This window comes from Nisaea sp., assembly GCF_017640745.1.
Classification (GTDB): domain Bacteria; phylum Pseudomonadota; class Alphaproteobacteria; order Thalassobaculales; family Thalassobaculaceae; genus Nisaea.
On sequence record NZ_JAEPQA010000012.1, the window covers coordinates 79,067 to 104,467 of the forward strand.

The window sequence follows — 25,401 nt, forward strand, 5'->3', positions numbered from 1 at the left end:
ACGGCGGCCAGGATGCGGTGTCTCAGCTTTTCCACGGCCGGTTCCTAATCATAGTAGAACTGCTCGGCGAGGATGTTCTTCGGCGGCACGCCATGCGCGAGCAGCGCGTCCTCGACCAGCTCCAGCATCGCCGGAGGGCCGCAGAGGATATAGAGCCAGTCCCTCGCGTCCTCAGCGTCGAAAATCTCGCCGATCAGCTCCGCGCTGATCATCCCTTTCCGCCCGCTCCAGCCCGGCGCGGGCTCCGAGAGCACATGCACGACCTTCGTGTCCGCGCGGTCGGCCAGCCGGTCCAGTTCCTCTGCATAGACGATCTGCCCGGCGGTCCGGTTGCCGTAGAGCAGGGTCAGCGGGCGGGTGTCGCCGTCGGCCTGCATCTGCCGCGCGATGGAGAGCAGCGGCGCGATGCCGACCCCGCCGGCGATCAGCGCGACGCCCTTCGCCTCTCGCCCCGTGAGCGTCAGGTTGCCGTGCGCCCGGCCGAGATAGGCATTGGTTCCGGGCGCCACCTTACCGATCCTCCGGGTGAAGTCGCCGACTTCCTTGATGACGAAGCGGACGTCCGGCCGCTCCGCCGGGGCGGACGCGATGGAGAACGGGTTCTCCGCCAGCGTGAAAGGGCTCGGCCCGAGTTTCAGCCAGGCGAACTGCCCCGCCTCGAAGGGGAGCGCGTCGCCATCTTTCGGGCGCAGCGTCAGCTCCCAGGTCTTCAGCGCGATCTTGGCGACCGAACTGACCTCGTAAGGGTGTCGCGCCTCGCGGAGCGGCGAGAGCAGGTATGTCCAGACCAGCGAGGCCAGCGCGCCGGCAAGCAGCAGGACCCAGAAGCCGGCGAGCAGCGGGTCGGCGCTGTAGCGCCCGGCCTCAAACGTGTGATGTGTCACCGCACCCGCGATGACGAGGGCGCCGAGCGCGTGCATCGCCCGCCAGGCCTCGTAGCGGTACGGCAACTGGTCGCGGAAGATCGACATCAGCACGAAGCAGGGCAGCGCCACCCAGGCGAGCACGCCGGTCAGCATCGAGCCCGTATCGAGGCCGAGGGTGAACTGGCCGGTGGGGTCGTAGGGCAGGGGCGTGCCCATGGGCGAGGTGAGGTAGAGGAAGGGATGCAGGATGACGAAACCCAGCGCCGTGCGCGCCACGAGCTGGTGGAAGCGCATGGTGACGTCCATGCCGATCCGGGCCGAGATGGTGCGGAAGCGCCCGGAGAGCACGAACTCGACCAGCAGGATGGCGAAGGCGCTCATGCCGAGGCCGGAGGCGATCTCGTCCCGCCAGTGTCGCGGCGGCAGGTCCTGCAGCGCGCCGAGCAGGAGCGGCATCAGGGCGACGGCGAGATAGCCGGCAAAGAGGAACAGGGGATGCACAGGATGGCTCTCCGGGTCCGGTGTCGGGCGCTTCGTCGGTCGCAGCCGCCGAATCGTAGGACAGCAGAGCGCCCCCGATCAAGGGCCCCTCCCGGGACGGAACGCGCTCCGGTGCTTCGGCTTTGGAATTCGGGGTGACGGCGCGGGGCCGGGCGCGGCAAGATGGCGGCCAAAGCGAACACGGGATCTCTCTGGGAGGAGACAGGGATATGAGCAAGCTCGGATTTATCGGCCTCGGCATCATGGGCGTGCCGATGGCGGGGCACCTGATCGCGGCGGGGCACGAGGTGTATCTCAACACCATCGGCCAGGTGCCGCGCAGCCTGACCGACGCCGGCGGCAAGGCCTGCCCGACCGCTGCCGAGGTGGCGAAGCAGGCCGACATCATCTTCATCATGGTGCCGGACACGCCGCAGGTCGAAGAGGTCCTGTTCGGCGCGGACGGCGTCGCCGAGGCGCTCTCGGACGGCAAGACCGTGGTCGACATGAGCTCGATCTCGCCGCTCGCGACCAAGGAATTCGCGACCAAGATCAACGAGCTCGGCTGCGAATATATCGACGCCCCGGTCTCCGGCGGCGAAGTCGGTGCCAAGGCGGCGAGCCTCACCATCATGTGCGGCGGCTCAGAGAAGGCCTTCAAGCGGGTGAAGCCGCTGTTCGAGCTGATGGGCAAGAACATCACGCTGGTCGGCGGCAACGGCGACGGCCAGACCTGCAAGGTCGCCAACCAGATCATCGTCGCGCTGACCATCGAGGCGGTCGGCGAGGCCCTGCTCTTCGCCTCCAAGGCAGGTGCCGATCCGGCCAAGGTGCGGGAAGCCCTGATGGGCGGCTTCGCCTCCTCGAAGATCCTCGAGCTGCACGGCGACCGCATGGTGAAGCGCACCTTCGATCCGGGCTTCCGCATCGAGCTGCACCAGAAGGACCTGAACCTCGCCCTCTCCAACGCCCGCGAGATGGGCCTCAGCCTCCCGAACACGGCGACGGCGCAGGAACTCTTCAACGCCTGCGCGGCGCATGGCGGCAAGGCCTGGGATCACTCGGCGATGGTCAAGGCGCTGGAGATGCTGGCCGGGCACGAAGTCGCGTAAGGGGGAGGACGCCGGGATGGTCGCACTGGGGAGGCTCGGGGACGCCGCCGGACACCTGCTGAAGGCGCGCGGCGAGACCATCGCCGTCGCCGAGTCCTCCGCCGGCGGCCTGATCTCCGCCTCCCTCCTCGCGGTCCCGGGGGCGTCGGCCTATTTCGTCGGCGGCGGCGTGATCTATACCCAGACGGCGCGCGAGATCCTGGCGGAGATCGACTTCGAAAAGCATCCGGGCATGCGCTCTTCTTCCGAGCCCTACGCCGCCCTGCTCGCCGAGACCATGCGCCGGCGGATGGACACGACCTGGGGCCTCGCGGAGACCGGCGCCTCCGGCCCGAGCGGCAACCGCTACGGCGACGCCGCCGGCCACACCTGCATCGCGCTCTCGGGCCCGGTGACGCGGGTGTTCACGCTGGAGACGGGGAAGTGTGACCGGGAGGCCAATATGTGGCTGTTCACCGAAGCGGCGCTGGATGCGCTGGTGGTGGCGCTTGGGGAGGCGGTGTCGGGGTGATCTTGAATTTCGGGAGGATGCGCGCGGCGTCAATTGAGTCTCGTGCACCGTCAATTCCCTGGCCAAAAAAGAAAGCGCCCGGCTTGGGGATGAGCCGGATGTGGTGCGGGTGCAAATGATGCGGTTTGTCAGCCCGGCGGGTTTGGCGCATTGGGAAGCGGCTACCTAATCTTCTATCCAAAATAGTATTCGATCAGCGCAACGCCGACGGTGCAAAGCCAAAGCGCAAATATGAGCTTTCGTGTTCCTCTTGCTTCGTGCCGGATCATCATTTCGAGGCGCCTAAAGCGGTCGGGTTCGTCTTCAAAGTTGAAGTCATCAGGGTCGGTCATTGCGCAGCTCCCCATCCGAAAAACCGTTCCGCAATCATCCAGATGGAAAGCGCCAGAAAGAGCGTCGCGAAGGTTATGGTTCGCCGTGTTGCCGTTGCTTCGCGGGCTATCACTTTTCGCGCCAGAAACCCCTCGTTTTCAATTGTCACTTCCAGGCGCCGATGCGTATCGGTTTCTCTGTCTCGAAACCCTGCTAGGCGCAGTACCGCCTCGTCCTCATTGAATTTGGTCATTATTCGATCCCTTCGCTTATGTGCCTTTGTCGTCATCGTCAGTTGTCTTGAGGGTTTTGGCGATTGCGACAATCGACAACCAGAGCTCGATCAGCACGACCACTCAAAGAATCACTGGAAGTGCTTGTCCGGTTCCGGGGGCACGAGATTCAATTCGATACGGGGAAACTACGCAGGTGCGCAAAGTGTCGAGCTATCGGGTAAATGAGCCTTGTGTCCCCGGATTTCCCGGTTCCTTTCTCCGGATATTCTCGTTTAGGCTTCAGCCGTTATGTTCGATAAAGCGTTCGATAGATTCGTCAATGGCCTTGCCCTTATTGGTTTGGTTATAGCTTCCTTGGCTGTACAAACTGCTTGGGATTGGATCGAAGCCAACGGCTATGTTGTGTATGTCGTTTGTTCCGGCCTCCTTCTTGTGGAGGTTATCGTTCTGATCCTGTGTGGCCGGAAGGCTGCATTGACGATCCTGATCGCGGGGGCGGTTCTTTTTTTCACGATCTTCGGAACGGACCTGTTTAGGGGGGGATTCTCCGAACACGCCAATGCAGGTATTGCTACCGCTCTTCTTCTAATATCCGTTGTCGGGATCGGGTATCTGACGGATCGATTTAATAAAAACAAAAGATCCTAATTTCTCTTCATCCCTCCGCCCCAGCGGCGACTCCTGTTCCGTCTCCACCGCCGCCTTCAGTTTCAGAAGGCCGACATTCCGGTCGCGGACAGTTCCTCCGGCTTTGTCGCCATGGTTGAAATAGATGGGCCCGTCCCTCACGCCCTGCGTGCCCGGGGCGATCAGCTTTCTGAGCGTTTTGCTCCGCCCTCTCGAAGCCACCACGAACGGTCATCTTGTAAAGCGCCCAAGTTGACGGCCCGACTGCTGGCTGTTGATATTTCTCACGCACGTAAAAGTCGCACAAGTCAAATTGTTGACATTTGTAAACACGCAATCCATATTCGGAGCACGTAATGACCCGCCCGCGCCATCCGGACAAAGAGGTCGAGGCGGCGGTCCGGCAGGCTGAGGCGCTGGGCTGGACCTGGAGGCCGCAGGGGCACTGGGGACGGCTCTATTGTCCCCAGCATGACCGCGAGGGTTGCCAGATCGGGGTCAATGGAACGCCGCGGAATGCGGGCAATCACGCGCGGCAGATCTTGCGGGCGATCAACCGGTGTCCGCACGGGGCCGGGGGAGAGTGATGATGGAGACGTTTGAGTTCAGCGTGATCGCCTCCGGGCTGGACCCGGCGGCGGAGGATTTCGAGGCGCGGTTCTACGACCATGGCTGCGACGACGCGCTGGTCTCGTTCCAGAAGGGCCATGTCATCGTCGATTTCGCGCGCGAGGCGGAGAGCTTCGGCGATGCCGTCGCCTCGGCGCTGGAGAATGTCGCCGCGACCGGCGCGCGGATCGACCGGCTGGAGCCGGACCCGCTGGTCAGCCTCTCCGACATCGCGAAACGCGCCGAGATGACGCGGGCGGCAATCTCCAACTATTACCGGGGCTGCCGGGGCGAGGGCTTTCCGCCGCCAGTGGCGCGCGTGACCTCGGACAGTCCGCTCTGGGAATGGGCGACGGTCGCCCGCTGGCTCGCCTGCAACGGCAAGCTCGCCCCCTCGGTCGCGGTCGAGGCGGAACTGGTCCGGCAGGCCAATCTCGCCGTCGCGGGCGGCGAGGTGCATATCGGGCCGATGCTGCGGCAGCGGGCGACGGAATACGAAGAGACACTCTGCGCCTGAGGGCGCTCATGCCGCTCACCCCGCCGCAGCATTGATCATTTCCGCCGCCTTCTCGGCGATCATGATCGTCGGCGCGTTCGTGTTGCCCGTGGTCAGATACGGCATCACCGACGCATCCGCGACCCTGAGCCCCTCGATGCCGCGGACCCGGAGCTCCGGGTCGACGACCGCCAGCGGGTCGATCCCCATCTTGCAGGTACCGACCGGGTGGTAGAGCGTGGTGCCGCGCTCCCGGGCGAACTCAGCGAGCGCGGCCTCGTCCGCCGCCTCCGCGCCCGGCCAGAGTTCCGCCGCGCTGTGGCGTGCGAGCGACGGCGCGGCGAAGATCCGGCGCACATGCGCCATGCCGGCGAGCATCACGCGGAGGTCGTCGCGGTCGGAGAGGTAGTTCGGTTTGATGCGCGGCGGCGCCGTCGGATCCGGGCTCGCGGCCATCACGGTGCCGCGGCTGGAGGGGCGGGTCGGGCAGATCACCGTCGCCATGCCGGGCGCGCGCTCCAGCGCCAGCGGCTTGTCCGGATCGTAGCTGGCCGGGGTGAAGAGGAGCTGCAGGTCCGGGCTCTCCAGGCCCTCGCGGCTGCGGCAGAACACCATCGCGCTGGTCACGCCGAAGGTCAGCGCGCCGTTGCCGAAGAGGGCGAAGCGGCCGATCTCGCGCAGCACCCGCCAGCCGCGGGAGAGCTGGTTCATCGAGATCGCGTCCCTGACCCGGTGGGTGATGCGCGTGACGTAATGGTCGGAGAGGTTGGCGCCGACGCCCGGCAGGTCCTGCACCACCGGCAGCCCGAGGCTCGCGAGATGGCCGGCTGGGCCTATGCCGGAGAGCTGAAGGAGCTGCGGCGAATTGACGGCGCCGCCGGAGAGCACCACCTCGCACGCGGCTTTGACCGCGACCTCCTGGCCGTGGCGGCGGAACACCAGCCCGGTGCAGCGGCGTCCCTCGAAACTGAGCTTCTGCACCAGGGCTTCGGTCTCGACCCGGAGGTTGGGGCGTTTGCGCGCCTCGGCGAGGAAGGTGCGGGCGGTCGAGGCGCGCCAGCGGCCGCGACGGGTCATCTGCGAATAGGCGACGCCCTCCTGGGCCGAGCCGTTGTAATCCGGGTTGAAGGCGAAACCGGCCTCCTCTGCCGCCCGCACGAAGGCATGGGTCAGCGGCAGGATGGTGCGGTAATCCTCGACCGGCATCGGGCCGCCCCGCCCGCGGATCTCGTCCTCGCCCTTTTCGTAGCGCTCGGAGCGGCGGAAGAGGGGCAGTACCTCCTCGAAGCTCCAGCCCCGGCAGCCGAGCTGCGCCCAGCCGTCATAGTCGGCCGGGTTGCCGCGCACATAGAGCATGCCGTTGATCGAGTGCGAGCCGCCGAGCACGCGGCCGCGCGGCCAGTGGATCGCCCGTCCGGCCGTGCCTTCCTCCGGCTCGCTCGCATAGTTCCAGTTGACGGCCGGATTGTAGAGCAGGCTCTTCACGCCGGCCGGAATGTGAATCAGCGGATGGCGGTCCGGCGGCCCGGCCTCGAGCAGCAGGACCCTCGCCCCGGTCTCGCTGAGCCGGCTCGCGACGACGCAGCCGGCCGAGCCCGCACCGACCACGACATAATCCGTTTCCAGAGTCTCCACGCGCATCATCCCTTCTTGCCGAGAGGCTGTTCGTTCTCCGCTTTTCCTTCGCTGCCGTCAGGCGTCATCGAGAAGATCGCCGCGGACCGTCAGGAATTCATCGAGCGCCCCGGCGAAACCGTCGAAGTCCGGCTGGCCGAGGGGCAGCGACAGGGAGATGAAACCGCGCCGCGCCATGTAGATGCCCGATGCGATCAGATCGAGGTGGAGCAGCTTGCGAAGGCCTTCCCTGTGCGCGGCTGTCTTCGCATCCGCGGGCCAGGTGTCCTGCGGCCGGCGGATGGGCGCGCGCTGGAAGTGAAGGGCGAGGATCGAGCCCATTCCCGTCACCTGCATCGGTGCATCGTGCCGGGCGATCACCGCGCCCAGCTGCTCCCTGAAGCGGTCGCCGCGGGTGTTCAGTGTTTCCGCCGCCTCGGGCGTATAGATGTCGCGCAGGCCGACAAGCCCCGCCGCCATCGACAGGACATTGTTGTTGAAGGTCCCGGGATGCGAGACCGCGTTGGGCGCGTAGGGGTCGAACATGCTCATGATATCGCGCCGGCCGCCGAACGCGCCGAAGGTCATGCCGCCGCCGAGATATTTTCCGAAGCTCGTCATGTCCGGCGTAACCCCGGTCTTCTCCTGCAGGCCGCCGGGGCCAAGCCGGGAGGTCATGACCTCGTCGAAGATCAGGATCACGCCGTGGGCGGCGGAACGTTCGCGGAGCGTTTCGAGGAACCCCGGAGCCGCCGGGATGGCGCCCGCGCTTCCCATCATCGGCTCGACGATGATGGCCGCCAGGTCGCCCGCATGTTCCTCGATCAGCGCGGCGGTGCCATCGATATCGTTGAAGGTCGACATGACAAACGGGAACGGCGCATTGATCGGCGATCCGGCCTGGCCGAAATAGAAGACGCCGCCATGGTATCCGCCCGCGAAGGCCATGACCTTGCTGCGGCCCGTGAACGCGCGCGCCGCGGAGAGGGCGAAGAGGTTGGCTTCGGTCCCCGAATTGCAGAAGCGCAGCAGATCGACGGACGGGAAGCGCGAGCAGATCAACTGCGCCAGCTCGGCATCGTACCGGTTCGGCCCGCCGAGACCGACACCGGCCTCCACGGCATCGGTGACGGCCTTCACCAGTCTCGGATCGGAGTGGCCATAGAGGCCGGCGGTATACTCGCCGAGAAAGTCCGTATAGAGGTGGCCGTCGATATCCGTGATCGTCGCCCCCTTGCCGGACGCGATCGTCAACGGATAGGGCGTGTAGTGGACGACGGTCCGCGTGTTTCCGCCCGGCATGGCCCGTGCCGCTTCCTCTGCCCTCGCGCCGCTCTTCGGGTTCTCCGCCTTGTAGCGTTCTTCGGCGGCGGCCAGGGAGGAGGCCAGGTCGCTGTTCGATCGATCGGCCGATGCGCTCTGAACCATTTCCGTTCCAGCTCGTGATGTGTTTGCGTCAGGCGGCTTGTGTTCCGGATTATTTGATCATCTCCGGATTGTTCCGTCGATAAGCGCCGAAGGGTCGCAATTGGCCTGGCGTCGATGGGATCGGCAATCCGGAAGGCTTTCCGCCACTCACCCCTTCGGCCGGAGCGGCAGTTCCTCTTCGACCTTCTCCACCGCCGCCTTCAGCTTCAGGAGCCCGACATCGCGGTTGCGGAACAGTTCCTCCGGCTTCATGTCGCCATAGTCGAAATAGCCGGAGCCGTTCATCACGCCCTGTTTGCCGTCGGCGATCAGCTTTTCCAGCGTCTCGCTTTTCCCCTTCACCTCGGGCGGGATGTACATCTTGTTGGCGAGCGCGCGGCGGCTCATGTCGAGGCCGGTGAAGTCCGCCTTCATCAGCGCGCCCATGGTCGCCATGCGGAGCGCGAGGCCATACTTGATCGAAGTGTCGATCGCCTCGGCATCGGCATAGCCCTCGTCGAGCAGGCGGGTGATCTCCAGCGTCATCGCCGCCTGCAGGCGGTTGGCGACATAGCCGGGCACGAAACGCTCGAACAGCACCGGCTTCTTGCCGATCGCCGCGTAATGGTCGCGCACGGCCTCCAGGATCTTGCGGTCGGTCTCCGGCCCGCCGGCGATATCGACCAGGTCGATGATGTAGGGCGGGGTGTACCAGTGGGTGATGATGAAGCGGCTCTGCAGGGACGCCGGCGCGAGCGGGAAGGCGTCGAGATAGGAGGTGTTGCTGGCGATGATCGCCGCCGCCGGGGCCGCGCTCTCTAGCTCGGCATAGACCGTCGTCTTCACCTCGCGGTTCTCGACCACCGCCTCGACGATGAAATCGGCGTCCGCGACCGCGTCCTTCAGGGTCGCGACCGGCGTGATCCGGGCGAGGATCGCCGCCGTCTCCGACTTTGCGACACTACCGCCGGCGACGAGGGTCTCAAGCGCGCTGCCGATCAGCTCCATGCCGGTCTTCAGCTGGCGTTCGCTGATGTCGGTCATCTTCACCGGATGTCCGGCGATCGCGTGCACGAGGGCGAGCCCGTGTCCCATCAGTCCCGCGCCGATGATGGCGACCTTGCTTGTGCTGTCCATTCCGCGTTCCTCCCCGGATGCCGTCATTCCTTTGTTGGCAAGGAGGCTAGCAAAGCCAGATGGCGACGATTGATGAAGATTTGGCAGCAGGGCGGGGCAGAGCTGCGGAGAGTGGAGAAGTCCGGCACCACACTCGTGCCTGCGCGTTGCTTTACGGCGCCTGTGCGGTGGCTCACACTCTTGGAAAAAGAGAATAATCCCAGGGAGACGTCGCCATGTCCGCAGAGCCTACTCTGATCATCCGCAACGGAACCATCGTCGACGGCACCGGGGCGGAGCCGGTGGAGGCGGATCTCGCCATCGCCGGTGACAAGATCGTGGCCATCGGCGAGGTCGCGGGACGGCGCGGCGTCGAGGAGATCGACGCGCGCGGCAAGCTTGTCACGCCCGGCTTCGTCGACATCCACACCCATTATGACGGGCAGGCCGTCTGGGACAGCCATCTCGCGCCCTCCGCCTGGCACGGCGTCACCACGGCGATCATGGGCAATTGCGGCGTCGGCTTCGCGCCCTGCAAGCCGGCCGACCGGGACAAGCTGGTCGAGCTGATGGAAGGCGTCGAGGACATCCCGGGCCCGGTCCTGCACCAGGGGCTGAACTGGCAGTGGGAAAGCTTCGAGGAGTATCTCGACGTGCTGGAGAAGCTGCCGCGCGACATGGATCTCGGCGTGCTGCTGCCCCATGCCGCGGTCCGGGTCTATGTCATGGGCGAGCGGGCGCTGCAGCTGGAAAACGCGACGGCGGAGGACATCGCGAAGATGCGGCAGATCGCGGCGGACGCGGTCCGCGCCGGCGCCTTCGGCTTCTCCACCTCCCGCACGATCAGCCACAAGAGCCTCGCCGGCGACTACACGCCCACCCTGCGCGCGCAGGAGGAGGAGCTGACCGGCATCGCCATGGGCATGGCGGATGCGGGGTCCGGTTTTCTCGAGATGGTGTCTGACTGGGACCAGCCAGACCCGGAGACCGAATTCGCCATGCTCCGCCGGGTGATCGAGACCAGCGGGCGGACCGCCGTCTTCACTCTCAACCAGCGCCACGACCGGCCGCATTTCTGGCGCGATCTCTTGCGGCTCGCGGGCGAGGCGGCCAATGACGGGCTCTCGATCCGCCCGGTGGTGGCGCCGCGCCCGATCGGCATCCTGCTTGGCCTCGAGGGCAGCCAGAATCCGTTCTCCGGCACCGCGACCTACCGCTCGATCCAGGACCTCCCGCTGAAGGACCGCGTGGCGGCGATGCGCGACCCGGAGGTGCGGGCGAAGATCCTTTCCGAGGATCCGGTGAAGAACAGCACCTTCCCGCTGATCCACCGGATCTCCTTCTCCAAGATGTTCCGCCTCGGCTCGCCGGCGAATTACGAGCCGGCGAAGGACCAGTCCATCGCCGCCATTGCCGAGCGGGAAGGCCGGACGGCGCCCGAGGTCGCCTACGACATCCTGCTGGAGCGCGAGGGGCGCGGCTTCATCTATACGCCGCTCGTCAACTACGCGAACTACGACATGAGCGCGCCGGAGGAGATGCTGGCGGACCGGAACGCGATCATGGGGCTCGGCGACGGCGGCGCCCATGTCGGCTTCATCCTCGATGCGGGCTATCCGACCTGGCTGATGAGCTACTGGGGCCGTGATCGCGCCCGCTTCCCTATGACCGACGTGATCCGGCGCCTGACCTCGGATACGGCGAGCGCCGCCGGTCTCTCCGACCGGGGTGTGCTCGCGCCGGGCAAGAAGGCGGACGTCAATATCATCGACTGGGACCGCGTCGGCTTCTCCGATCCCTACGTGACTCATGACCTGCCGGCGGACGGCAAGCGGCTGATGCAGAAATCGACCGGCTACGAGGCGACCATCGTCTCCGGCAAGATCACCTATCGCGGCGGCGAGGCGACCGAGGCTCTGCCCGGCACGGTGGTGCGCGGGCAGCGGTGAGGGGCGCGGGTCAGTAGACCCAGTCGGTGTAGACCGGCTCCGGGCCGACGGCTTTCAGCTGGATATCGTCCGATTCGGGCTCCGGTGCCGGTTCGACCGCGGACAGTTCGAACGCGGCCGGTTCGTCCGTCGCGGAAGCGAGCATCGCATTGTGGACCCGCAACACATCGACCGTGTAGGTGCCAAAATGATTTAAGCCGCCGGTCACCATGATGTAATGCGTTCCGCTTTCAGTGGGCGTGTAGGTCAATGCGGCATCCAGACCGACGCCGCTATTGCGGTCGTTGGCCAGAAAGAAACCGTCGCTGTCATAGATCGCGACGTATGGATCGTGCAGGTTTCCTCCACCCGAGTGACCACCGCGCGCGTGGATGACGACGGTTTGTCCAGCGACAAGGTCCGTACGAAACAGGTCCAGGTCGTACTGTCCTCCTACTGGAACTGCGACCGTTCCCGTAACGCTCTGGCCGACGCCTACGTATCCGTGGGTATTTCTGGCAAAGGGCAGATCGGTTGTCCCCTCTGAAATGCCCCAGCTGATCTGCGGAGCCCCTATGGACGGACCATCGAGGTCACCTGTCGAACGGCCCTCGAAATAACCGCTGGTGATGTAGTGTCGGGTTGCCAGATCGTCGTCCCCGCCAAAGGCGGCAGCGAGATCCGGATTCGCTTTCATGTAATTGTCAGCGTCGAAATTGGTCAGGCGGCCTTCGCGGCGTCCGGTGTCCAGATAATGCGCGGCCGCCACTTCACGGTTGGTGCCGATGGACCCGATCAGGTCCGGGTGGCTGGCGACATATTCCAGGCCGTCGAACTCGACCGTACGGCCTTCATAGACGCCGGCATTGAGAAAATGCGCCCGCGCCGCGCCCGCGTCCCTGCTGAACGCCGCCTCCAGATCGGAGTACGAGGCGATGTACTCGAGCCCGCTGAAATTCGGATCGACATAGGTCGCGAGCGCGTAATCGACCGACCCGGTATGGGTATGGAGGAAATATGTCGTCACGCCGTTCGCCGGGTCGGCCGCCGATTGCGGACCGGCGCCGCCGAGTTGCAGCACGTCGATGACCTGACCGAAAGAAAGCCGGTGATCGGTGACGCCTTCGACCAGCGCCTGGACGGTGGTGACCGTGGCGGCTACCTGCGGCGCCGCGAAACTCGTTCCGAAATCTGTCGAACCCGGGAAGCCCTCGCCGTCTGCAAGCACGTGGACCGTCGCAGGGCTGTTTTGCGAGAAGTTGCTCGGGTTGCCGGCGCCGTCATGGCTGCCGACCGAGATTACGTTGGAGAGACCGGCCGGATAGGTCGGGTTCTCGAGACCGGTTGCGCTACCGCTGTTACCTGCCGAGGCGACACCGTAGATGCCGCGATTGGCCAGAGCATTGATCTGCGACTGGAACGACGAGGCCCAGGACGCATAGGGGCTGCCGAAGCTCATATTGTAGGCGCCGATATGCCATCCGGCGTCGTTCAGGCTTGCCAACTTGCCCAGAGCGTTCTGGATCGCCGGAATAGAGACGGAATATCCGCTGTTGCTGGTGACCTGCAGGTCGATCCGCTCGAGCGCGGCGTTGGTCCGCTCGACCGACTCGGCAACGGTCGATCCGTGAGAGGTCCTGCGCCCGCCGTCGGTCTCGCCGTTCCGGTAGTAGTAATCGTATTCGTAAAGATTCCGCCCGAGCCTGGCCTCGGTCTCGTTCGTTACCCCTGAATCTATAATTCCGACCGACCAGACACCCATTATGAAACTCCGGCGCGGGAGCGCGCTCAAAAATTGAATTTAAGTTTATCTCGTTCGTTTTATCGGATGGCGCCGCGCGCTCCGTCAAACGTGCCGGCGCCGGGCCGAGCGGGGCGGGAATGTGCCAGTGGCCGTCATCTGTCTACTGCCTCTTCTCTTGTGACTTCTGGTAGGCGTGGCTGCGAGAAAATCGCATCACAACATACTCAGGAGTGTCCCACGAGGCGGCGAGATATGGCAATGGCCTTGCCGGTTTTTTTGCAACTTTCGGCGGCATCTAGGTGGGGGCGGTGCGGATAGGGAAATCATGTTGCCGACGGCGCTTCGACGCCGTGGCCCAGACAGCGGATTGTCTGGAACCGGAGAGCCCGGAGGCTCTGGCGGAGGGAAGGGGATTCGAACCCCTGAGGGGCTTCCACCCCAACACGCTTTCCAGGCGTGCGCCTTAAACCGCTCGGCCATCCCTCCTGAAGAGGCGCGGACCATACAAAAGGCCTTCCGGCTTTGCAACGGTTTGCGCGTCGAAATATTGCAAAAAGATGCGGGCGGGCTGTTCCGGCGATTGTGCGTGTCCGCTGTTTCGTCCACCTACCCGTTTGGTGTAGGCTTTCCAGCAGGTTAGGGGGCACAGCAGTTGGTGCGCGCGGGACCGCCGGGAAGCCGGTCGGGGCGCGCCGGGGGATGTATGAGGCGGTTGTTTCGCTTGATTGCGCTGATCCTGATTCTGATCGCGCTGGCGCTGGTGGCGCGGGACGGCTATGCGAGCTGGCAGGCCGAGGCCGTGCGCATCATGGATGCCGGCACGCTCTGGGCCGGGCTGCACCAGGACAGCCTGCAGCTCGCCGAGCCGGCGATCTCGCGTCATCTCCATCCCTTTCTCTGGCACCCGGTGATGGTGACGCTCCTGCTGCTCCCGGCCTGGCTGGTTTTCGGCGTGGTCGGGATCGGCCTCTGGCTGCTGACCCGGCTGCGTGCCCGCCCGGCTTCGCGGGACCTTTTCATGCGGCATTGAGGTCTGGGGGCGTCAGGTCCCCGTCCCATGTCGGACGGAATCAGCTGTTGCCTGGAAACTCCGGCTTTACGGGCTCCTCCAGAACGATCTCGCGGCCGACGAGCGGGGCCAGTGTCTGGAGCGTCATGCCGCTGACATTGCCGACGATCGGGGCGCCGTTGTCTGTCTCGCCCGGAACCGGAGCCTCATAGAGGGCCGAGATTCGCGGCTCGTGGACGATATCCGACGTCTGCCCGTCCCAGTATCCGGTTTTGTCGCGCACGGGGACCTGGAAAGTAACCAGCTGGCCATTGAAGATCAGGGTGCCGAGGCGGCTGACTTCGCCGTTGCGAATGTCGAATGTCGGCGCCCGCTCCACGAGGCGGCCCGAGGAATCCGCGAAGCGGACCGTGTCGGTCCGCTTGCTCGCGGCGATGACGGTTTGGGTCGTGAGTTCAAGGAGACTGAAGGCCGGGCCGGGGCGATAGCGTTCCTCGATGGCGGATATCACATAGATTCCGGGCGTGGCGGCGAACTGCCACATATGACAGGCGCGGCCATCTCTGAGGAAGGTCGCGTTCTGAAAAGAGATGCCTCTCGCCCGGCTATCGCCGGGGGCAGCGCTGATGACGGGTGTGCCGGAGCCGTCTTCGACTTTGCTGACGGCCACCAGATAGTTCCGGTCGACCACGTCTCCTTCGCGGCACAGCTTCAACGAGACCGCACCCTCGCCCGGACCGACGGTCAGCGGTGGAACCGCGACCGGCTCCGGGCCTAGGGTTTTGCAGGCGGACAGCAGGAGGGCGATGGCGATCGCCGCCATGATGGAACGCATCGATTTTCCCCAGAATGAGATGCAGGACGAAGTCCGGTCAGAGGCGTTTCTAGAACAATGCGCTGGGATTGTTGAGCCTATTCGTCCCCCGGCACGCCGTAGGACGGCGCTGCGCGCGGATCGAGCGCGCGGGTGACATAGGCATCCAGCTGGGGCTTGTAGACCTCCCAGGCTTCCGCTATGGACTCGATCGGGCAGTCCTCGGTCCAGTCGCAGCGCAGGTCCGCGACCGGCCAGGCGTATTTGTCCGCCAGCTGCATGCCCGCAGAATGCACTGGCCCAGCTTCGCCGCCGGCCGCGAGCCCGGCGCGCATGGCCGCGATCAGCCGGTCGCCGAGAGGACCGGTCGAGGCGGTGAAGGCGGCGACGATGGCCGCGGGGACGTCCTTGTTGGCGAGCAGGTTGCCGCCGGAGGCGACGTTCTCCGCCTTCGCTTCGGCCCAGATTCCGAGCGCGTTGCCGCCGGAATGGATCGCCGTGCCGCCTCTCCTGTCGACGGCGAGCACCTGGCGGTAGTCGAGATGCCGGGCTTCCTTCCGCATCGCCTCGATCGCCTCCTCGGCCGTCATTCCGGCCTGCATGTGGTTCAGCACCAGAGGCCCGAGCCGCGGGTCGGTCACGTTCTGGCTCGCGACGGCCCCGACTCCGGCACGGGTATAGGCGCAGCGCGCCGAGACGGCGGGCGAGGAGGAGGAGATCGCGATCCCGAACATGCCGGTCTCGGTGCAGCGGGCGACAAGAGAGAAGGTCATCGGGGGCTCCGGCTCAGTCGTCGGGGATGACGGCGGTGCCGTCGATTTCGACCAGCCATTCCGGCCGGGCGAGCGCCTGTACGACGAGCCCGGTGCAGACCGGGTGCACGCCCCTGATGTACTCGCCAATGGTCCGGTAGACCGCCTCGCGGTGGCGGATGTCGGTGATGTAGACGACGAGCTTTACCAGATGCTCCATCGAGCCGCCGGCCTCCTCCAGCAATTGCCGGATGTTCTGCATCACCTTGTGGGTCTGCTCGGCCGGATCGTGGCTCTCGATGTTCTTCGCCGTGTCGAGTTCCTGCGGGCACTGGCCGCGCAGCCAGACCGTGCGTCCGCCGCGGGTGATCACCGCCTGGGCGAGGTCGTTGTCGAGCTTCTGTTCCGGGTAGGTGTCCTTCGTGTTGAAAGTCCTGAGGCGCTCATGGGCCATGTCGGGTCTCCGGTGGGAATTGCTGCGGGCCTCGGCGGTCCTTATTCGGCCGCGCCGCGCGCGCGGACGGCGGCGTCGTAGTCGAGATAGCTGCGCTGGATGGCGATCTGGTCGGCGATGTGCATGGCGTCGTGCCAGACGCCCCAGATGAAGCTCGATCCCCGGCGCGAGAGCCAGGGCAGGCCGAGGAAGTAGATCCCGGGCTCGCTCGAGACGCCGCGCTGGTGCCGGGGCCTGCCGTCCGCGTCGAAGGCATCGACCTTGAGCCAGTCATAGTCGGTGCGGAAGCCGGTGGCCCAGAGGATGGTGCCGATCCCGGCCGCCCTCAGCTCCAGCTCCCGTATCGGATTGGCGACGCAGTCGGGATCGGGGCCGATGACATGGGCTTCGGGTTCTAGCGGGAGGTCGAGCCCGTTCCGCGCGGCGAAGGCGTCGGCCTGGCGCAGGACGGAGAGATAATTCTCGTCGCCCTCGGCGATATTGCGCGCGAGATCGCCGGCGAAACGCATGCTTCCGTCCTCGTAGCCTTCGGTCAGGCCGACGAGGGTGATGCCCTGGCGCGCGAGGTTCCGGAAATCGACCGTCTCGCCGCCGCGCGCACCGCTGACGGCGATCGCGATATGCTCGGTGCCCGGTTTCGGCGCGGCGATGTCCCAGAGGCCGAGCACGCCGAGCCACCAGCAATAGTCCCGTCCGCGATAGGCGCGCGGCGGGCGGTGATGCGGGCCGACCGAGAGGATGACCTTTCTGCCGGAGCGGTTCAGCTCGTCCGCGATCTGCACGCCGGAGGAGCCGGCGCCGACCACGATCACGCCACCGTCGCCGAGCTGGTCCGGGTTCCGGTAGGCGCTGGAATGAAGCTGCGCAATCCCGGCACTCGCGGGGACGACCGGCGGGATCACCGGGATCTGGAACGGGCCGGTGGCAATCACGACATTGTCCGCCTCGATGGAGCCTTCCGTCGTCTCGACATGAAAGCCGGGGCGGCCCTCGTTGCGCAGGACGGAGGTCACCTCGACGCCGGAGCGCACCGGCGCCGCGATCATTTCCGCATAGTCGGCAAAATAGTCCGCGACCTTCTCCTTCGGGATGAAGCTGTCCGGATCGGCATCCGGGAACTCCATGCCCGGGAAGCGGTCGTGCCAGGCGGGGCCGTTGGCGACCAGGGAGTCCCAGCGTTCCGAGCGCCAGCGCTCGGCGATCCGTCCGCGCTCCAGAACGAGATGAGGAATGCCGGCCTTGCCGAGATGCTCGCTCATCGCGATCCCGGCCTGGCCGGCGCCAATGACGAGCGTGTTGATGTTCTCAACGGACATGCGGAAGTCTCTTCTGGTTCGGTCCGGCAGTGGCGCCCGGCAGGATGGATCGCGTCAGTGTGCTTGGAGCCGGAGGCGCTTGTCGAGTCCGCGCGCGGAACGGCTTTCCCGGCGACATCGTTCGTTTTCCCGGACTAGAGTGATCCGCCCCGGGCCAGAACCCGCGTTCCGCAGGAGAGAAGCAACCGATGTCCGACCTGTCCCTTCTTGAGCGGCAGATGACCGAGTGGCGCCGCGACTTCCACCGCAATCCCGAATTCGGCTTCGAGGAGCGGAGGACCGCCCGTTTCGTCGCGGAGGTCTTGCGCGATCTCGGACTTGAGGTCGCGGAGGGCGTCGGCGGGACCGGGGTGGTCGGGTCGCTCCGGCGGGGTAACTCGAACCGGGCCATCGCGCTCAGGGCTGACATGGATGCGCTGAGGATCACCGAGGCGACCGGTCTCGAATGGAGTTCCGCCACGCCGGGCACGATGCATGCCTGCGGCCATGACGGTCATACCGCGATGCTGCTCGGTGCCGCCCGTCTGCTGGCCGAGGAGGGCGGGTTCGACGGGACGGTTCATTTCATCTTCCAGCCGGCCGAGGAATGGGGGCGGGGCGCGCTCGCCATGCTCGAGGACGGACTGGTGAGCCGCTTTCCGTTCGACGAGATCTACGGGATCCACAACATGCCGGGCCTGCCGGTCGGTCATGTCGAAACCCGCTCCGGTCCCTTCATGTCGGCCGAGGACAATTTCGAGATCGTGCTGAAAGGCAAGGGCGGACACGCCTCCCGGCCGCAAGGGGGACGGGAGGTGATGGTCCCGGCCTGCGCGCTGGTGATGGAACTGCAGACCATCGTCTCCCGGCGGATCAGTCCCGCCGACATCGCCGTCGTCTCGGTCACCGAGCTGACCACCGACGGGACCCGGAATGCCCTGCCGAGCCTCGCCCGGATCCTCGGCGACGCGCGCAGTTTCCGGCCCGAGGTCTCCGCCCGCATCGAGGAGGAGATGCGCAGGATCGCCGCCGGGATCGCGATGCTGCACGCGGTCGAGGCGGAAGTGACCTACAGCCGCGAATTCGTTTCCCTGGTCAACGACGCGGACCTTTCCGCAGCCGCGCTCGATGCCGCCCGCCCGGTTTCGGTTCGGGCCGGGGAAGCCGCCGAGCCGGTCACGGGATCCGAGGATTTCGCCCGCTACCTCGATCATGCGCCGGGCTGCTTCCTCTTCATCGGCAACGGCGAGGATTGCGCCCCGCTGCATCATCCCTCCTACGATTTCAACGACGCCGCACTGCTGCACGGCGCGCAGGTGCACGCCTCGATCGCCCGGGCCCGTCTCGGGCAGCGCTGATGTGAGGCGCCCGGGCTTGACAGCGTCCGGCATTCGGCGCCAAGCACGTCGATGGATCAGGATCCTCCTCGCCCGAACTTTTACCTCTCGAATGCGCGCTGGCTTGCCGCCGGGCTGCTCTGCACCCTCGGCTCCTCCTTCGGCCAGACGTTCTTCATTTCGCTCTTCGCCGATCAACTCATGGAGCTGCACGGGCTGACCGCCGGGACATGGGGCAGTCTTTATGCCGGCGCGACGCTGACCTCGGCGGCGATGCTGATCAAGGGTGGGCAATTCGCCGACACGATGCGGCTCCGAACCCTGGCGATGGTGGTCGTCGGCGCCTTCGCGCTGGTTTGCGCCGGCATGGCGCTGCACGACTCGATCGTGATGCTGTTCCTCATGGTGCTGGGGCTGCGCTTCTTCGGGCAGGGGATGATCAGTCATGTCGGGATGACGGCGACGGCGCGCTGGTTCCAGGCGCGGCGCGGCCGGGCGATCGCGATCACCTCCCTCGGCTACGGGATCGGCGAGGCCGTGCTACCGGCGACCGCCGTGCTTGCGATCGCGCTGGTCGGCTGGCGCGGCGCCTGGTGGCTCGCGGCGGCGACCGTGCTGCTGGTCTTCGGCGGCGCTCTCTGGGTCCTCTTCGCGCGCGATCGCACGCCCCAGGGCGGCGAGACGAGCGGGCCGGCGCCGGGGGCGCTCGGGCGGCACTGGACCCGTCCGGAAGCGCTCCGGCACTGGTCTTATTGGGCGCTCTTCCCGGGCATCCTGACGCCCGCTTTCATCGGCACGGTGGTCTTTTTCCATCAGGCCCATGTCTCCGGCGAGAAGGGCTGGAGCCTGGCGGAGATGGCGGCGGGCTACCCGGCCTATGCGTTTTCCGCCATCGCGGCGGTCTTCATTGCCGGGCGGATCATCGACCGGTTCGGCGCGCTCGCCCTGCTGCCGCTCTTTCTGTTGCCCATAGGGCTCGGGATCGTTCTGCTGCAGGCCAGCGACGAGGTCTGGATCTGGGGCGTCGTTCTCGGCTGTATCGGTTTCGGCTCCGGGTTTTCCAGCGCCCTCAACGGAGCGGTCTGGGCGGAGATCTACGGCACCCGGAACCTCGGCGCGATCCGGGCGCTCGCCGTTTCGGCCATGGTGTTCTCCACTGCCATCGGCCCGGCCATCACCGGACTCCTGATCGACCGGGGCATCGTGCTCGAGACGCAGGGTATCGTGATGATGCTCTGGTGCGTCGGGCTCTCGGCGGTCTACGTGCAAGTGGCCGCCCGGCTTCGCGGGCTTATCGCCTCAGCGGCCTGATTCAGCCGCTGGAGAAGATGGAAGATTTCCCGCAATAAGAGATAGTTGCTGTCTCTTGTGTCAGTCTTTCTTCCCTAATTCCTCAATCAAATCCCGACAAAATAGGCCGTGAATCGTCTTGACGTACGTGATGGCGACGCAAATCATGGTTGTATAATAATGGCTGAAAACGAGCCGCAGGGAGGAATGCAATGAAGCGGATTATCGCAGCGATACTGGCGTCTTCTGTCATCTCGGGCGGGGCGCTCGCGCAGTCGGGCCAGGTGCCGGACAATCTGGAGAAGCTCTCCAGCTTCAAGACCACCGGCGTCACTGAATTCACTTTCATCGAGCAGGGCGGGGACTATGCCGCCGGGATCAAGAAGACCCTGGAGCGGATCAAGCTGCCGGACGGGTTCAAGATCGAGCTTTATGCCGTGGTGCCGGATGCGCGGCACATGGCGGTCGGCCCGCAGGGGATCGTCACCTTCGTCGGCACCCGCAAGGACAAGGTCTGGTCGGTCACCGACCGCAACAAGGACCGGGTGGCGGACGAGGTGAAGGATTTCGCCCCGTCGCTGCGTTTCGCCATCCCGAACGGACCGTGTTTTTCGAAGGACGGCTTTCTTTACATCGCCGAGCAGAACCGGGTGCTGCTGTTCCCGGCCGCGGAGTTCTTCTACGAGAGTCCGGATGTGGCGGCCTTCAATCTGGTGAAGCAGGGCGACCTGATCCCGCCGGAGGAGGAGAGCTTCAACCACACGGCGCGGGTCTGCAGGATCGGGCCGGACGGCAAGATCTATATCTCGCTCGGCCAGCCGTTCAACGTGGCGCCGGCCAACAAGCTCGAGCTTTATGACAAGTGGGGCATCGGCGGAATGATCCGGATGAATCTCGATGGTTCCGGGCGCGAGGTCTATACCTACGGCATCCGCAATTCGGTCGGGCACGATTTCCATCCGGCGACCGGTGAGCTCTGGTTCACCGACAACCAGGTGGACGGCATGGGCGACGACATTCCGCCGGGCGAACTGAACCGGCAGACCGCCGCGGGGCAGAATTTCGGACATCCCTGGTATGGCGGCGGCGATACCCGCACCAACGAATACAAGGACGAGACGCCGCCCGCCGACATCGTCATGCCGGCCGTGGCGACGGTGGCGCATGCGGCCGACCTTGGCATGACCTTCTATACGGGCCGGATGTTTCCGGAGAAGTACAAGAATGCGATCTTCTCCGCCCAGCACGGTTCCTGGAACCGCACCACGCCGGTCGGCGCGCGGGTGATGGTCACCTTCATCGACGGTGACGGCAAGGCGACGATGGAGCCGTTCGCGGAAGGCTGGCTGGACGAGGCGACGGGCGAATATCTCGGCCGTCCGGTCGATGTCGCTCAGCTCCCCGACGGCTCGATCCTGGTCTCCGACGACCTCGCGGGCGCGCTCTACCGGATCAGCTACGCAAAGTGAGAGTAGCGATGATCATCGGCCTCGGCGGGCTGCTGCTCGCCGGGGCCGTTCCCGCGACTGCCGACGATCCGGCGGCGGGACGCAAGATTGCCAACATGTGCCGCACCTGCCACGGGCTCGACGGCTACGCGAAGATCCCGATCGCGCCGCATATCGGCGGCGAGCCGAAATCCTATCTCGAGGCCCAGCTCATGGCCTTCAAGACGGGGGCGCGGCAGCACGAGATGATGTCCGTGGTCGCGGCGGGACTTTCCGCCCAGCAGATTGCCGACGTGGCGAGCTGGTACGCGGCGCACGAGGTCACGGCGGAACTGCCGTCGGGCACCGATCCCGCAGGTGCGCCGCAGGCCTGCGTTTCCTGCCACGGGGCGGACGGGCTCGCGCTCTTCAAGGACGCGCCCAACCTCGCGGGCGAGACCAATATCTATATCGACACCCAGCTGAAGGCCTTCAAACGCGGCAAGCGCAAGCACGAGATCATGAGCGCCATCGCCGCCGAGATGTCGGATGACGAGATCCGCGATGCGGCAGACTGGTACGCCGCCGTGAAGCTGACGGTGAAGCCGGTCAGGTAATCCTGTCTCGATACATTCTTCGCGTTGCAATGCTTCCGGCGCCTGTGCCTGAATGACGGCCGTACATTTGTGGGAGCATTTCGATGGGCGGCACTCCGAGCCTCCAGGACTGGCGCGAACGGGCGGCGACGGTGTTGCCTGCCGCCGGGTTCGGCAATTTCGATCCGAGCGTCGTTATCGCCCGCGGCAAGGGCGCGCGGGTCTGGGACGCGGACGGCAAGGAATATGTCGACTACCTGATCGGCTCCGGCCCGATGATGCTCGGCCACGGCCATCCGGAAGTGCTGGAGGCAGTGCAGGAGCAGGTGGCGCACGGCTTCACCTTCTTCGCCAACAACACCCACGGCATCGAGCTCGCCGAGGAGATCGCGGCGGCCATGGCCTGCGCGGGCCAGGTGCGTTTCGTCTCCACCGGCAGCGAGGCGGACATGTACGCAATGCGTCTCGCCCGCGCCCATACCGGCCGCGAGAAAATCCTGAAATTCGAGGGCGGCTATCACGGCATGTCCGGCGAGGCGCTGATGAGCCTCGCGCCGACGAAGCGGGTGAACTTCCCGCAGGCGGTGCCGGACAGCGCCGGCATTCCGGAGGCGGTGCGCGAGGCGATGCTGATCGCGCCCTTCAACGATCCGGATTTCGTCCGCGGCCTGCTGGATGAGCACGGGCACGAGATCGCCGGCGTGATCGTCGAGCCGCTGCAGCGCCTGATCCCGCCGGAGCCGGGATTCCTCGCCATGCTGCGGGAGGAAACGGCGAAGCGCGGCATTGTGCTGATCTTCGACGAGGTGGTGACCGGTTTCCGCCTCGCCTATGGCGGCGGACAGGAAAAATACGGCGTGACGCCGGATCTCTGCACGCTTGGCAAGGTCATCGGCGGTGGCTTCCCGCTCGCGGCGATTGCGGGCCGCGAGGAGATCATGCGCCATTTCGACAAGGCGAAGGCGGGCGACGGCTTTACCTTCCAGATTGGCACCCTCAGCGGCAACCCGGTGGCGAGCGTCGCCGGCCTCAAGACCATGGAGGTGCTGAAGCGGCCGGGCGCCTATGACACGCTCCGCGCCAGCGGACAGCGCGTCATGGACGCGATCACCCGCGAGCTCGGGGCGGCCGGTATCGCGCACCAGGTGGTCGGCGACCCGGTCCTGTTCGACGTGATCTTCACCGGCCGGCCGGTGAAGAACTACCGCGACACGACGGACGGCAACGCCGAACAGGCGAAGATCTTCAATGCCACGCTCCGGGCGCACGGCATCCTGAAGCCCGACAGCAAGTTCTATATCTCGCTCGCCCTGACCGAAGCGGATCTCGCGCAAACCGAAGAGGCCGTCGCGGCCGCGGCGAGGGCCCTTGTCTGAGCAACGCAAGGGGACGCCGCCGCCCGTGAAGCGCCGCGGCGAGTTCATCCTGAGCGGCGAGGTCGGACGCTGGCAGCGGCTCGGGCGAATGATCTCCGCGCTCTGGCGCTGGCTTGTCCCGGGCGACAAACCCCGGCAGTGACAGGACCAGCGATCGTTACTGGGGGTCGCCCGGCTTGATCTCGGGGAAGTCCTCGAGCAGGAAAGTCTTCCCGGTCATGCCGGCAAGCGCGAACGGCTCGCTGCTGTAGGTGCCGAGACTGAGCCGCTCCGCGTGGTTCCTGATCTCGGCGCCGGGCTCGGAATAGTCCGCGACCACCTGGAGTTCGGTGATCCGGTCCGTCGACTGACCGTCCCAATAACCGTTCGCCTCCCGCACCGGGATGTCGCGCACGCGCGTATTGGCCCGGAAGATCATCTCGCCGAGATAGGCGACTTCGGCCTCGTTCACCTCGAACACCGGTGCTTCGGCAGCGAGGATGCCGTCGCTTCCGGTGAAGGTGATCACCTTCTTCTTCGCCTCGGAGACTGCGGCCGCGCCCATCTTGATGATCAGCAGGAACAGCGGGTCGACGGCGACGTCCGTGCCGGACACCGCGTACTGACCGCTGAAATCCGCGACCGTGTAGCGTCCAGGGTCAAGCTCCAGGTCCCAGAGCCGGCAGACCCGTTCGAATTTCTGCTTGGCCTGTCGGCGGAACTCGCTCTCGAAGCTGATCGTCGTCGTCTGCTTCACGGAGGCCGGTGCTTCGACGATGCGCTGTCCGTCGGCGGTCACGGGCGCCAGCGAGATCGAAAAGGAATAGTCCGTCACCGTCGGCTCGACGCAGAGATTGAGTGCGGCGACGCCTTTGCCCGGCGCGATCTGGATCGGCGGCAACGGTTCGGGAACAGTCTGGCAGGCGGCGGTGAACAGCCCGAGAGCTGCTGTCATCAGGAAGGCTCGTTTCATGGTGATTTCCTGCTGGATCGTCGGTGTCTACTGGCTCGCCGTTTTCAGGGCGGCTTCATACTGGCTGGGCGTGAGTGCGCCATCGAGATAGAGTCGTTGCAGTTCTGCCCGGCTCTTGCCGTCCAGCGCGCCCGGCGCCGGGGCTGCGGGGGCCGTGATTTCGGCGGATTTGTGCTCACGCTGCACCGACCGCTGGATCTCCTCCACGCCGTCATAATCCTCGAGGACGAAGCGCACGGTCTTGAAGACTTCGATCGGCTGCGGCAGCAGCGGATAGGCCGAGAGGTTCAGTTGTTCCTCGTACGGCTTCAGCTCCAGTTCGTCATACTTGTAGTCCGCCATGTAGCGGTACTGGGTTTTGGTGATCATGCTCGTGCCGTCCCAGTGACCGTCCTTGTCGTATTCCGGGAAATCGGCGCTCTTCGAGTCCGTGGTCACCCTGATCTTGCCGAGATAGCTCACCCGGCCGCTCTCAACCACGAAGGTCGGGGCGTCCGCCATCAGCAGACCGGACTCGTTGATGAAGGACAGCTCGTCCACCGTCGCTTCGGAAATGGCGATGACGGTCAGGCCGACCAGCAGGACAGCCAGCGGATCGGCGCCATAGGGAATTTGCCCCGGACCCATGCCAGTGGAGAGTTTCGCCTGGATCTTGGTGATCGCGTAGGAACCCGCAGGAAGCTGGCTTTTCCAGAACCCGACCCCGGCGTCCTGGAGATTGAAGCTCTGGGTGAAGCTCGCGCGGAACTTCGGGCTGTCGCCTTCCATAATGACGCGTCGGGTGTTTGGGTCGAATTGCGCGACAGTGAAGATGTAATAGTTTTTCCCTGCGCTTTGATCGACGCTCACATTCATCGCCATCGCGCCGTTGCCTGCGGTCAGCTCGATCGGCTTCGGCGGTTCGTTCGGTGTGGTGACGCATCCGCTCAGGGCAAGGCTTGCCGCCAGTGCCAGTAACGCAAATCTCATCCGGTCCCCCAGTTCATTGAGATTTGTGCATACCAAACTGAGACGGAGCTTTCCATACCGAATGGTGCCGGT

Annotated in this window: 26 protein-coding genes and 1 tRNA gene; 13 read left to right on the forward strand and 14 right to left on the reverse strand. The window is 65.5% G+C overall.

Annotation, left to right across the window (positions count from 1 at the left end; genetic code table 11):
* Positions 1 to 44: 44 nt before the first annotated feature.
* On the reverse strand, positions 45 to 1,367 hold the full coding sequence (locus JJ959_RS10290; protein WP_292883051.1) for a ferredoxin reductase family protein: 1,323 nt from the start codon (positions 1,365 to 1,367) through the stop codon (positions 45 to 47).
* A 209-nt stretch (positions 1,368 to 1,576) separates the two neighbouring features.
* Here JJ959_RS10290 and glxR point away from each other — a divergent pair, with 209 nt between their 5' ends.
* Positions 1,577 to 2,458, forward strand: coding sequence for a 2-hydroxy-3-oxopropionate reductase (glxR, locus tag JJ959_RS10295; RefSeq protein ID WP_292883054.1), 882 nt, complete (start codon positions 1,577 to 1,579; stop codon positions 2,456 to 2,458).
* A gap of 16 nt (positions 2,459 to 2,474) precedes the next feature.
* Positions 2,475 to 2,969: a CinA family protein gene (locus JJ959_RS10300; protein ID WP_292883057.1), complete on the forward strand. Its 495-nt coding sequence runs from the start codon at positions 2,475 to 2,477 to the stop codon at positions 2,967 to 2,969.
* A 173-nt stretch (positions 2,970 to 3,142) separates the two neighbouring features.
* On the opposite strand, the gene JJ959_RS10305 is transcribed toward JJ959_RS10300, so the two are convergent.
* Complete coding sequence (locus JJ959_RS10305) at positions 3,143 to 3,301, reverse strand: hypothetical protein (RefSeq protein WP_292883060.1); 159 nt, start codon at positions 3,299 to 3,301, stop codon at positions 3,143 to 3,145.
* On the reverse strand, positions 3,298 to 3,534 hold the full coding sequence (locus JJ959_RS10310; protein WP_292883062.1) for a hypothetical protein: 237 nt from the start codon (positions 3,532 to 3,534) through the stop codon (positions 3,298 to 3,300). The genes JJ959_RS10305 and JJ959_RS10310 overlap by 4 nt, the downstream gene beginning before the upstream one ends.
* Before the next feature lie 271 nt (positions 3,535 to 3,805).
* Here JJ959_RS10310 and JJ959_RS10315 point away from each other — a divergent pair, with 271 nt between their 5' ends.
* From JJ959_RS10315 to JJ959_RS10325, 3 genes are all read left to right on the forward strand, one after another.
* Positions 3,806 to 4,165: a hypothetical protein gene (locus JJ959_RS10315; protein WP_292883064.1), complete on the forward strand. Its 360-nt coding sequence runs from the start codon at positions 3,806 to 3,808 to the stop codon at positions 4,163 to 4,165.
* Between the two features lie 335 nt (positions 4,166 to 4,500).
* Complete coding sequence (locus JJ959_RS10320) at positions 4,501 to 4,731, forward strand: hypothetical protein (RefSeq protein WP_292883066.1); 231 nt, start codon at positions 4,501 to 4,503, stop codon at positions 4,729 to 4,731.
* Entirely contained in the window at positions 4,731 to 5,270 is a 540-nt protein-coding gene (locus JJ959_RS10325) for a hypothetical protein (protein ID WP_292883068.1), read from the forward strand. The genes JJ959_RS10320 and JJ959_RS10325 overlap by 1 nt, the downstream gene beginning before the upstream one ends.
* Before the next feature lie 15 nt (positions 5,271 to 5,285).
* On the opposite strand, the gene JJ959_RS10330 is transcribed toward JJ959_RS10325, so the two are convergent.
* The 3 genes from JJ959_RS10330 to JJ959_RS10340 form a co-directional block, all read right to left on the reverse strand.
* Positions 5,286 to 6,884: a GMC family oxidoreductase N-terminal domain-containing protein gene (locus JJ959_RS10330; protein WP_292883070.1), complete on the reverse strand. Its 1,599-nt coding sequence runs from the start codon at positions 6,882 to 6,884 to the stop codon at positions 5,286 to 5,288.
* 57 nt (positions 6,885 to 6,941) lie between these two features.
* The gene (locus tag JJ959_RS10335) at positions 6,942 to 8,291 is read right to left on the reverse strand and encodes an aminotransferase class III-fold pyridoxal phosphate-dependent enzyme (protein WP_292883073.1); all 1,350 of its coding nucleotides are present in this window, start codon (positions 8,289 to 8,291) and stop codon (positions 6,942 to 6,944) included.
* A 147-nt stretch (positions 8,292 to 8,438) separates the two neighbouring features.
* Positions 8,439 to 9,407, reverse strand: coding sequence for a 3-hydroxyacyl-CoA dehydrogenase family protein (locus tag JJ959_RS10340; RefSeq protein ID WP_292883076.1), 969 nt, complete (start codon positions 9,405 to 9,407; stop codon positions 8,439 to 8,441).
* 215 nt (positions 9,408 to 9,622) lie between these two features.
* Between JJ959_RS10340 and JJ959_RS10345 the strand changes: the two genes are divergently transcribed.
* Entirely contained in the window at positions 9,623 to 11,335 is a 1,713-nt protein-coding gene (locus JJ959_RS10345) for an amidohydrolase family protein (protein WP_292883078.1), read from the forward strand.
* Positions 11,336 to 11,345: 10 nt separating this feature from the next.
* On the opposite strand, the gene JJ959_RS10350 is transcribed toward JJ959_RS10345, so the two are convergent.
* Positions 11,346 to 13,076, reverse strand: a complete 1,731-nt coding sequence (locus tag JJ959_RS10350; RefSeq protein ID WP_292883081.1) for a S8/S53 family peptidase — start codon at positions 13,074 to 13,076, stop codon at positions 11,346 to 11,348.
* Between the two features lie 378 nt (positions 13,077 to 13,454).
* Positions 13,455 to 13,544 (reverse strand) — tRNA-Ser (locus JJ959_RS10355).
* Positions 13,545 to 13,770: 226 nt separating this feature from the next.
* Here JJ959_RS10355 and JJ959_RS10360 point away from each other — a divergent pair.
* Positions 13,771 to 14,088: a hypothetical protein gene (locus JJ959_RS10360; protein WP_292883083.1), complete on the forward strand. Its 318-nt coding sequence runs from the start codon at positions 13,771 to 13,773 to the stop codon at positions 14,086 to 14,088.
* A 40-nt stretch (positions 14,089 to 14,128) separates the two neighbouring features.
* Here JJ959_RS10360 and JJ959_RS10365 read toward each other — a convergent pair whose 3' ends face one another.
* From JJ959_RS10365 to JJ959_RS10380, 4 genes are all read right to left on the reverse strand, one after another.
* On the reverse strand, positions 14,129 to 14,902 hold the full coding sequence (locus JJ959_RS10365; RefSeq protein WP_292883086.1) for a hypothetical protein: 774 nt from the start codon (positions 14,900 to 14,902) through the stop codon (positions 14,129 to 14,131).
* Between the two features lie 77 nt (positions 14,903 to 14,979).
* Positions 14,980 to 15,654: a DUF1028 domain-containing protein gene (locus JJ959_RS10370; protein WP_292883089.1), complete on the reverse strand. Its 675-nt coding sequence runs from the start codon at positions 15,652 to 15,654 to the stop codon at positions 14,980 to 14,982.
* A 13-nt stretch (positions 15,655 to 15,667) separates the two neighbouring features.
* Positions 15,668 to 16,087: a RidA family protein gene (locus JJ959_RS10375; RefSeq protein ID WP_292883092.1), complete on the reverse strand. Its 420-nt coding sequence runs from the start codon at positions 16,085 to 16,087 to the stop codon at positions 15,668 to 15,670.
* A 41-nt stretch (positions 16,088 to 16,128) separates the two neighbouring features.
* Positions 16,129 to 17,403 (reverse strand): NAD(P)/FAD-dependent oxidoreductase, encoded by a 1,275-nt coding sequence (locus tag JJ959_RS10380; RefSeq protein ID WP_292883095.1) that lies wholly within the window; start codon positions 17,401 to 17,403, stop codon positions 16,129 to 16,131.
* A 188-nt stretch (positions 17,404 to 17,591) separates the two neighbouring features.
* Here JJ959_RS10380 and JJ959_RS10385 point away from each other — a divergent pair, with 188 nt between their 5' ends.
* From JJ959_RS10385 to JJ959_RS10410, 6 genes are all read left to right on the forward strand, one after another.
* A complete protein-coding gene (locus JJ959_RS10385; protein ID WP_292883098.1) occupies positions 17,592 to 18,740 on the forward strand; it encodes an amidohydrolase in 1,149 nt (382 codons plus the stop codon).
* A 51-nt stretch (positions 18,741 to 18,791) separates the two neighbouring features.
* The gene (locus JJ959_RS10390) at positions 18,792 to 20,030 is read left to right on the forward strand and encodes an MFS transporter (RefSeq protein WP_292883101.1); all 1,239 of its coding nucleotides are present in this window, start codon (positions 18,792 to 18,794) and stop codon (positions 20,028 to 20,030) included.
* Positions 20,031 to 20,221: 191 nt separating this feature from the next.
* The gene (locus tag JJ959_RS10395) at positions 20,222 to 21,478 is read left to right on the forward strand and encodes a PQQ-dependent sugar dehydrogenase (RefSeq protein ID WP_292883104.1); all 1,257 of its coding nucleotides are present in this window, start codon (positions 20,222 to 20,224) and stop codon (positions 21,476 to 21,478) included.
* Between the two features lie 8 nt (positions 21,479 to 21,486).
* A complete protein-coding gene (locus JJ959_RS10400; RefSeq protein WP_292883107.1) occupies positions 21,487 to 22,053 on the forward strand; it encodes a c-type cytochrome in 567 nt (188 codons plus the stop codon).
* Between the two features lie 83 nt (positions 22,054 to 22,136).
* Positions 22,137 to 23,408, forward strand: a complete 1,272-nt coding sequence (locus JJ959_RS10405) for an aminotransferase class III-fold pyridoxal phosphate-dependent enzyme (protein ID WP_292883110.1) — start codon at positions 22,137 to 22,139, stop codon at positions 23,406 to 23,408.
* A complete protein-coding gene (locus tag JJ959_RS10410; protein ID WP_292883113.1) occupies positions 23,401 to 23,550 on the forward strand; it encodes a hypothetical protein in 150 nt (49 codons plus the stop codon). The genes JJ959_RS10405 and JJ959_RS10410 overlap by 8 nt, the downstream gene beginning before the upstream one ends.
* Positions 23,551 to 23,565: 15 nt before the next feature.
* Here the strand turns inward: JJ959_RS10410 and JJ959_RS10415 are convergent, their stop codons facing one another.
* Complete coding sequence (locus JJ959_RS10415) at positions 23,566 to 24,360, reverse strand: hypothetical protein (protein WP_292883116.1); 795 nt, start codon at positions 24,358 to 24,360, stop codon at positions 23,566 to 23,568.
* Positions 24,361 to 24,387: 27 nt separating this feature from the next.
* Positions 24,388 to 25,329 carry a hypothetical protein gene (locus JJ959_RS10420; protein WP_292883119.1) on the reverse strand — a complete coding sequence of 314 codons (942 nt, stop codon included), beginning with the start codon at positions 25,327 to 25,329 and terminating at the stop codon, positions 24,388 to 24,390.
* Positions 25,330 to 25,401: the final 72 nt, after the last annotated feature.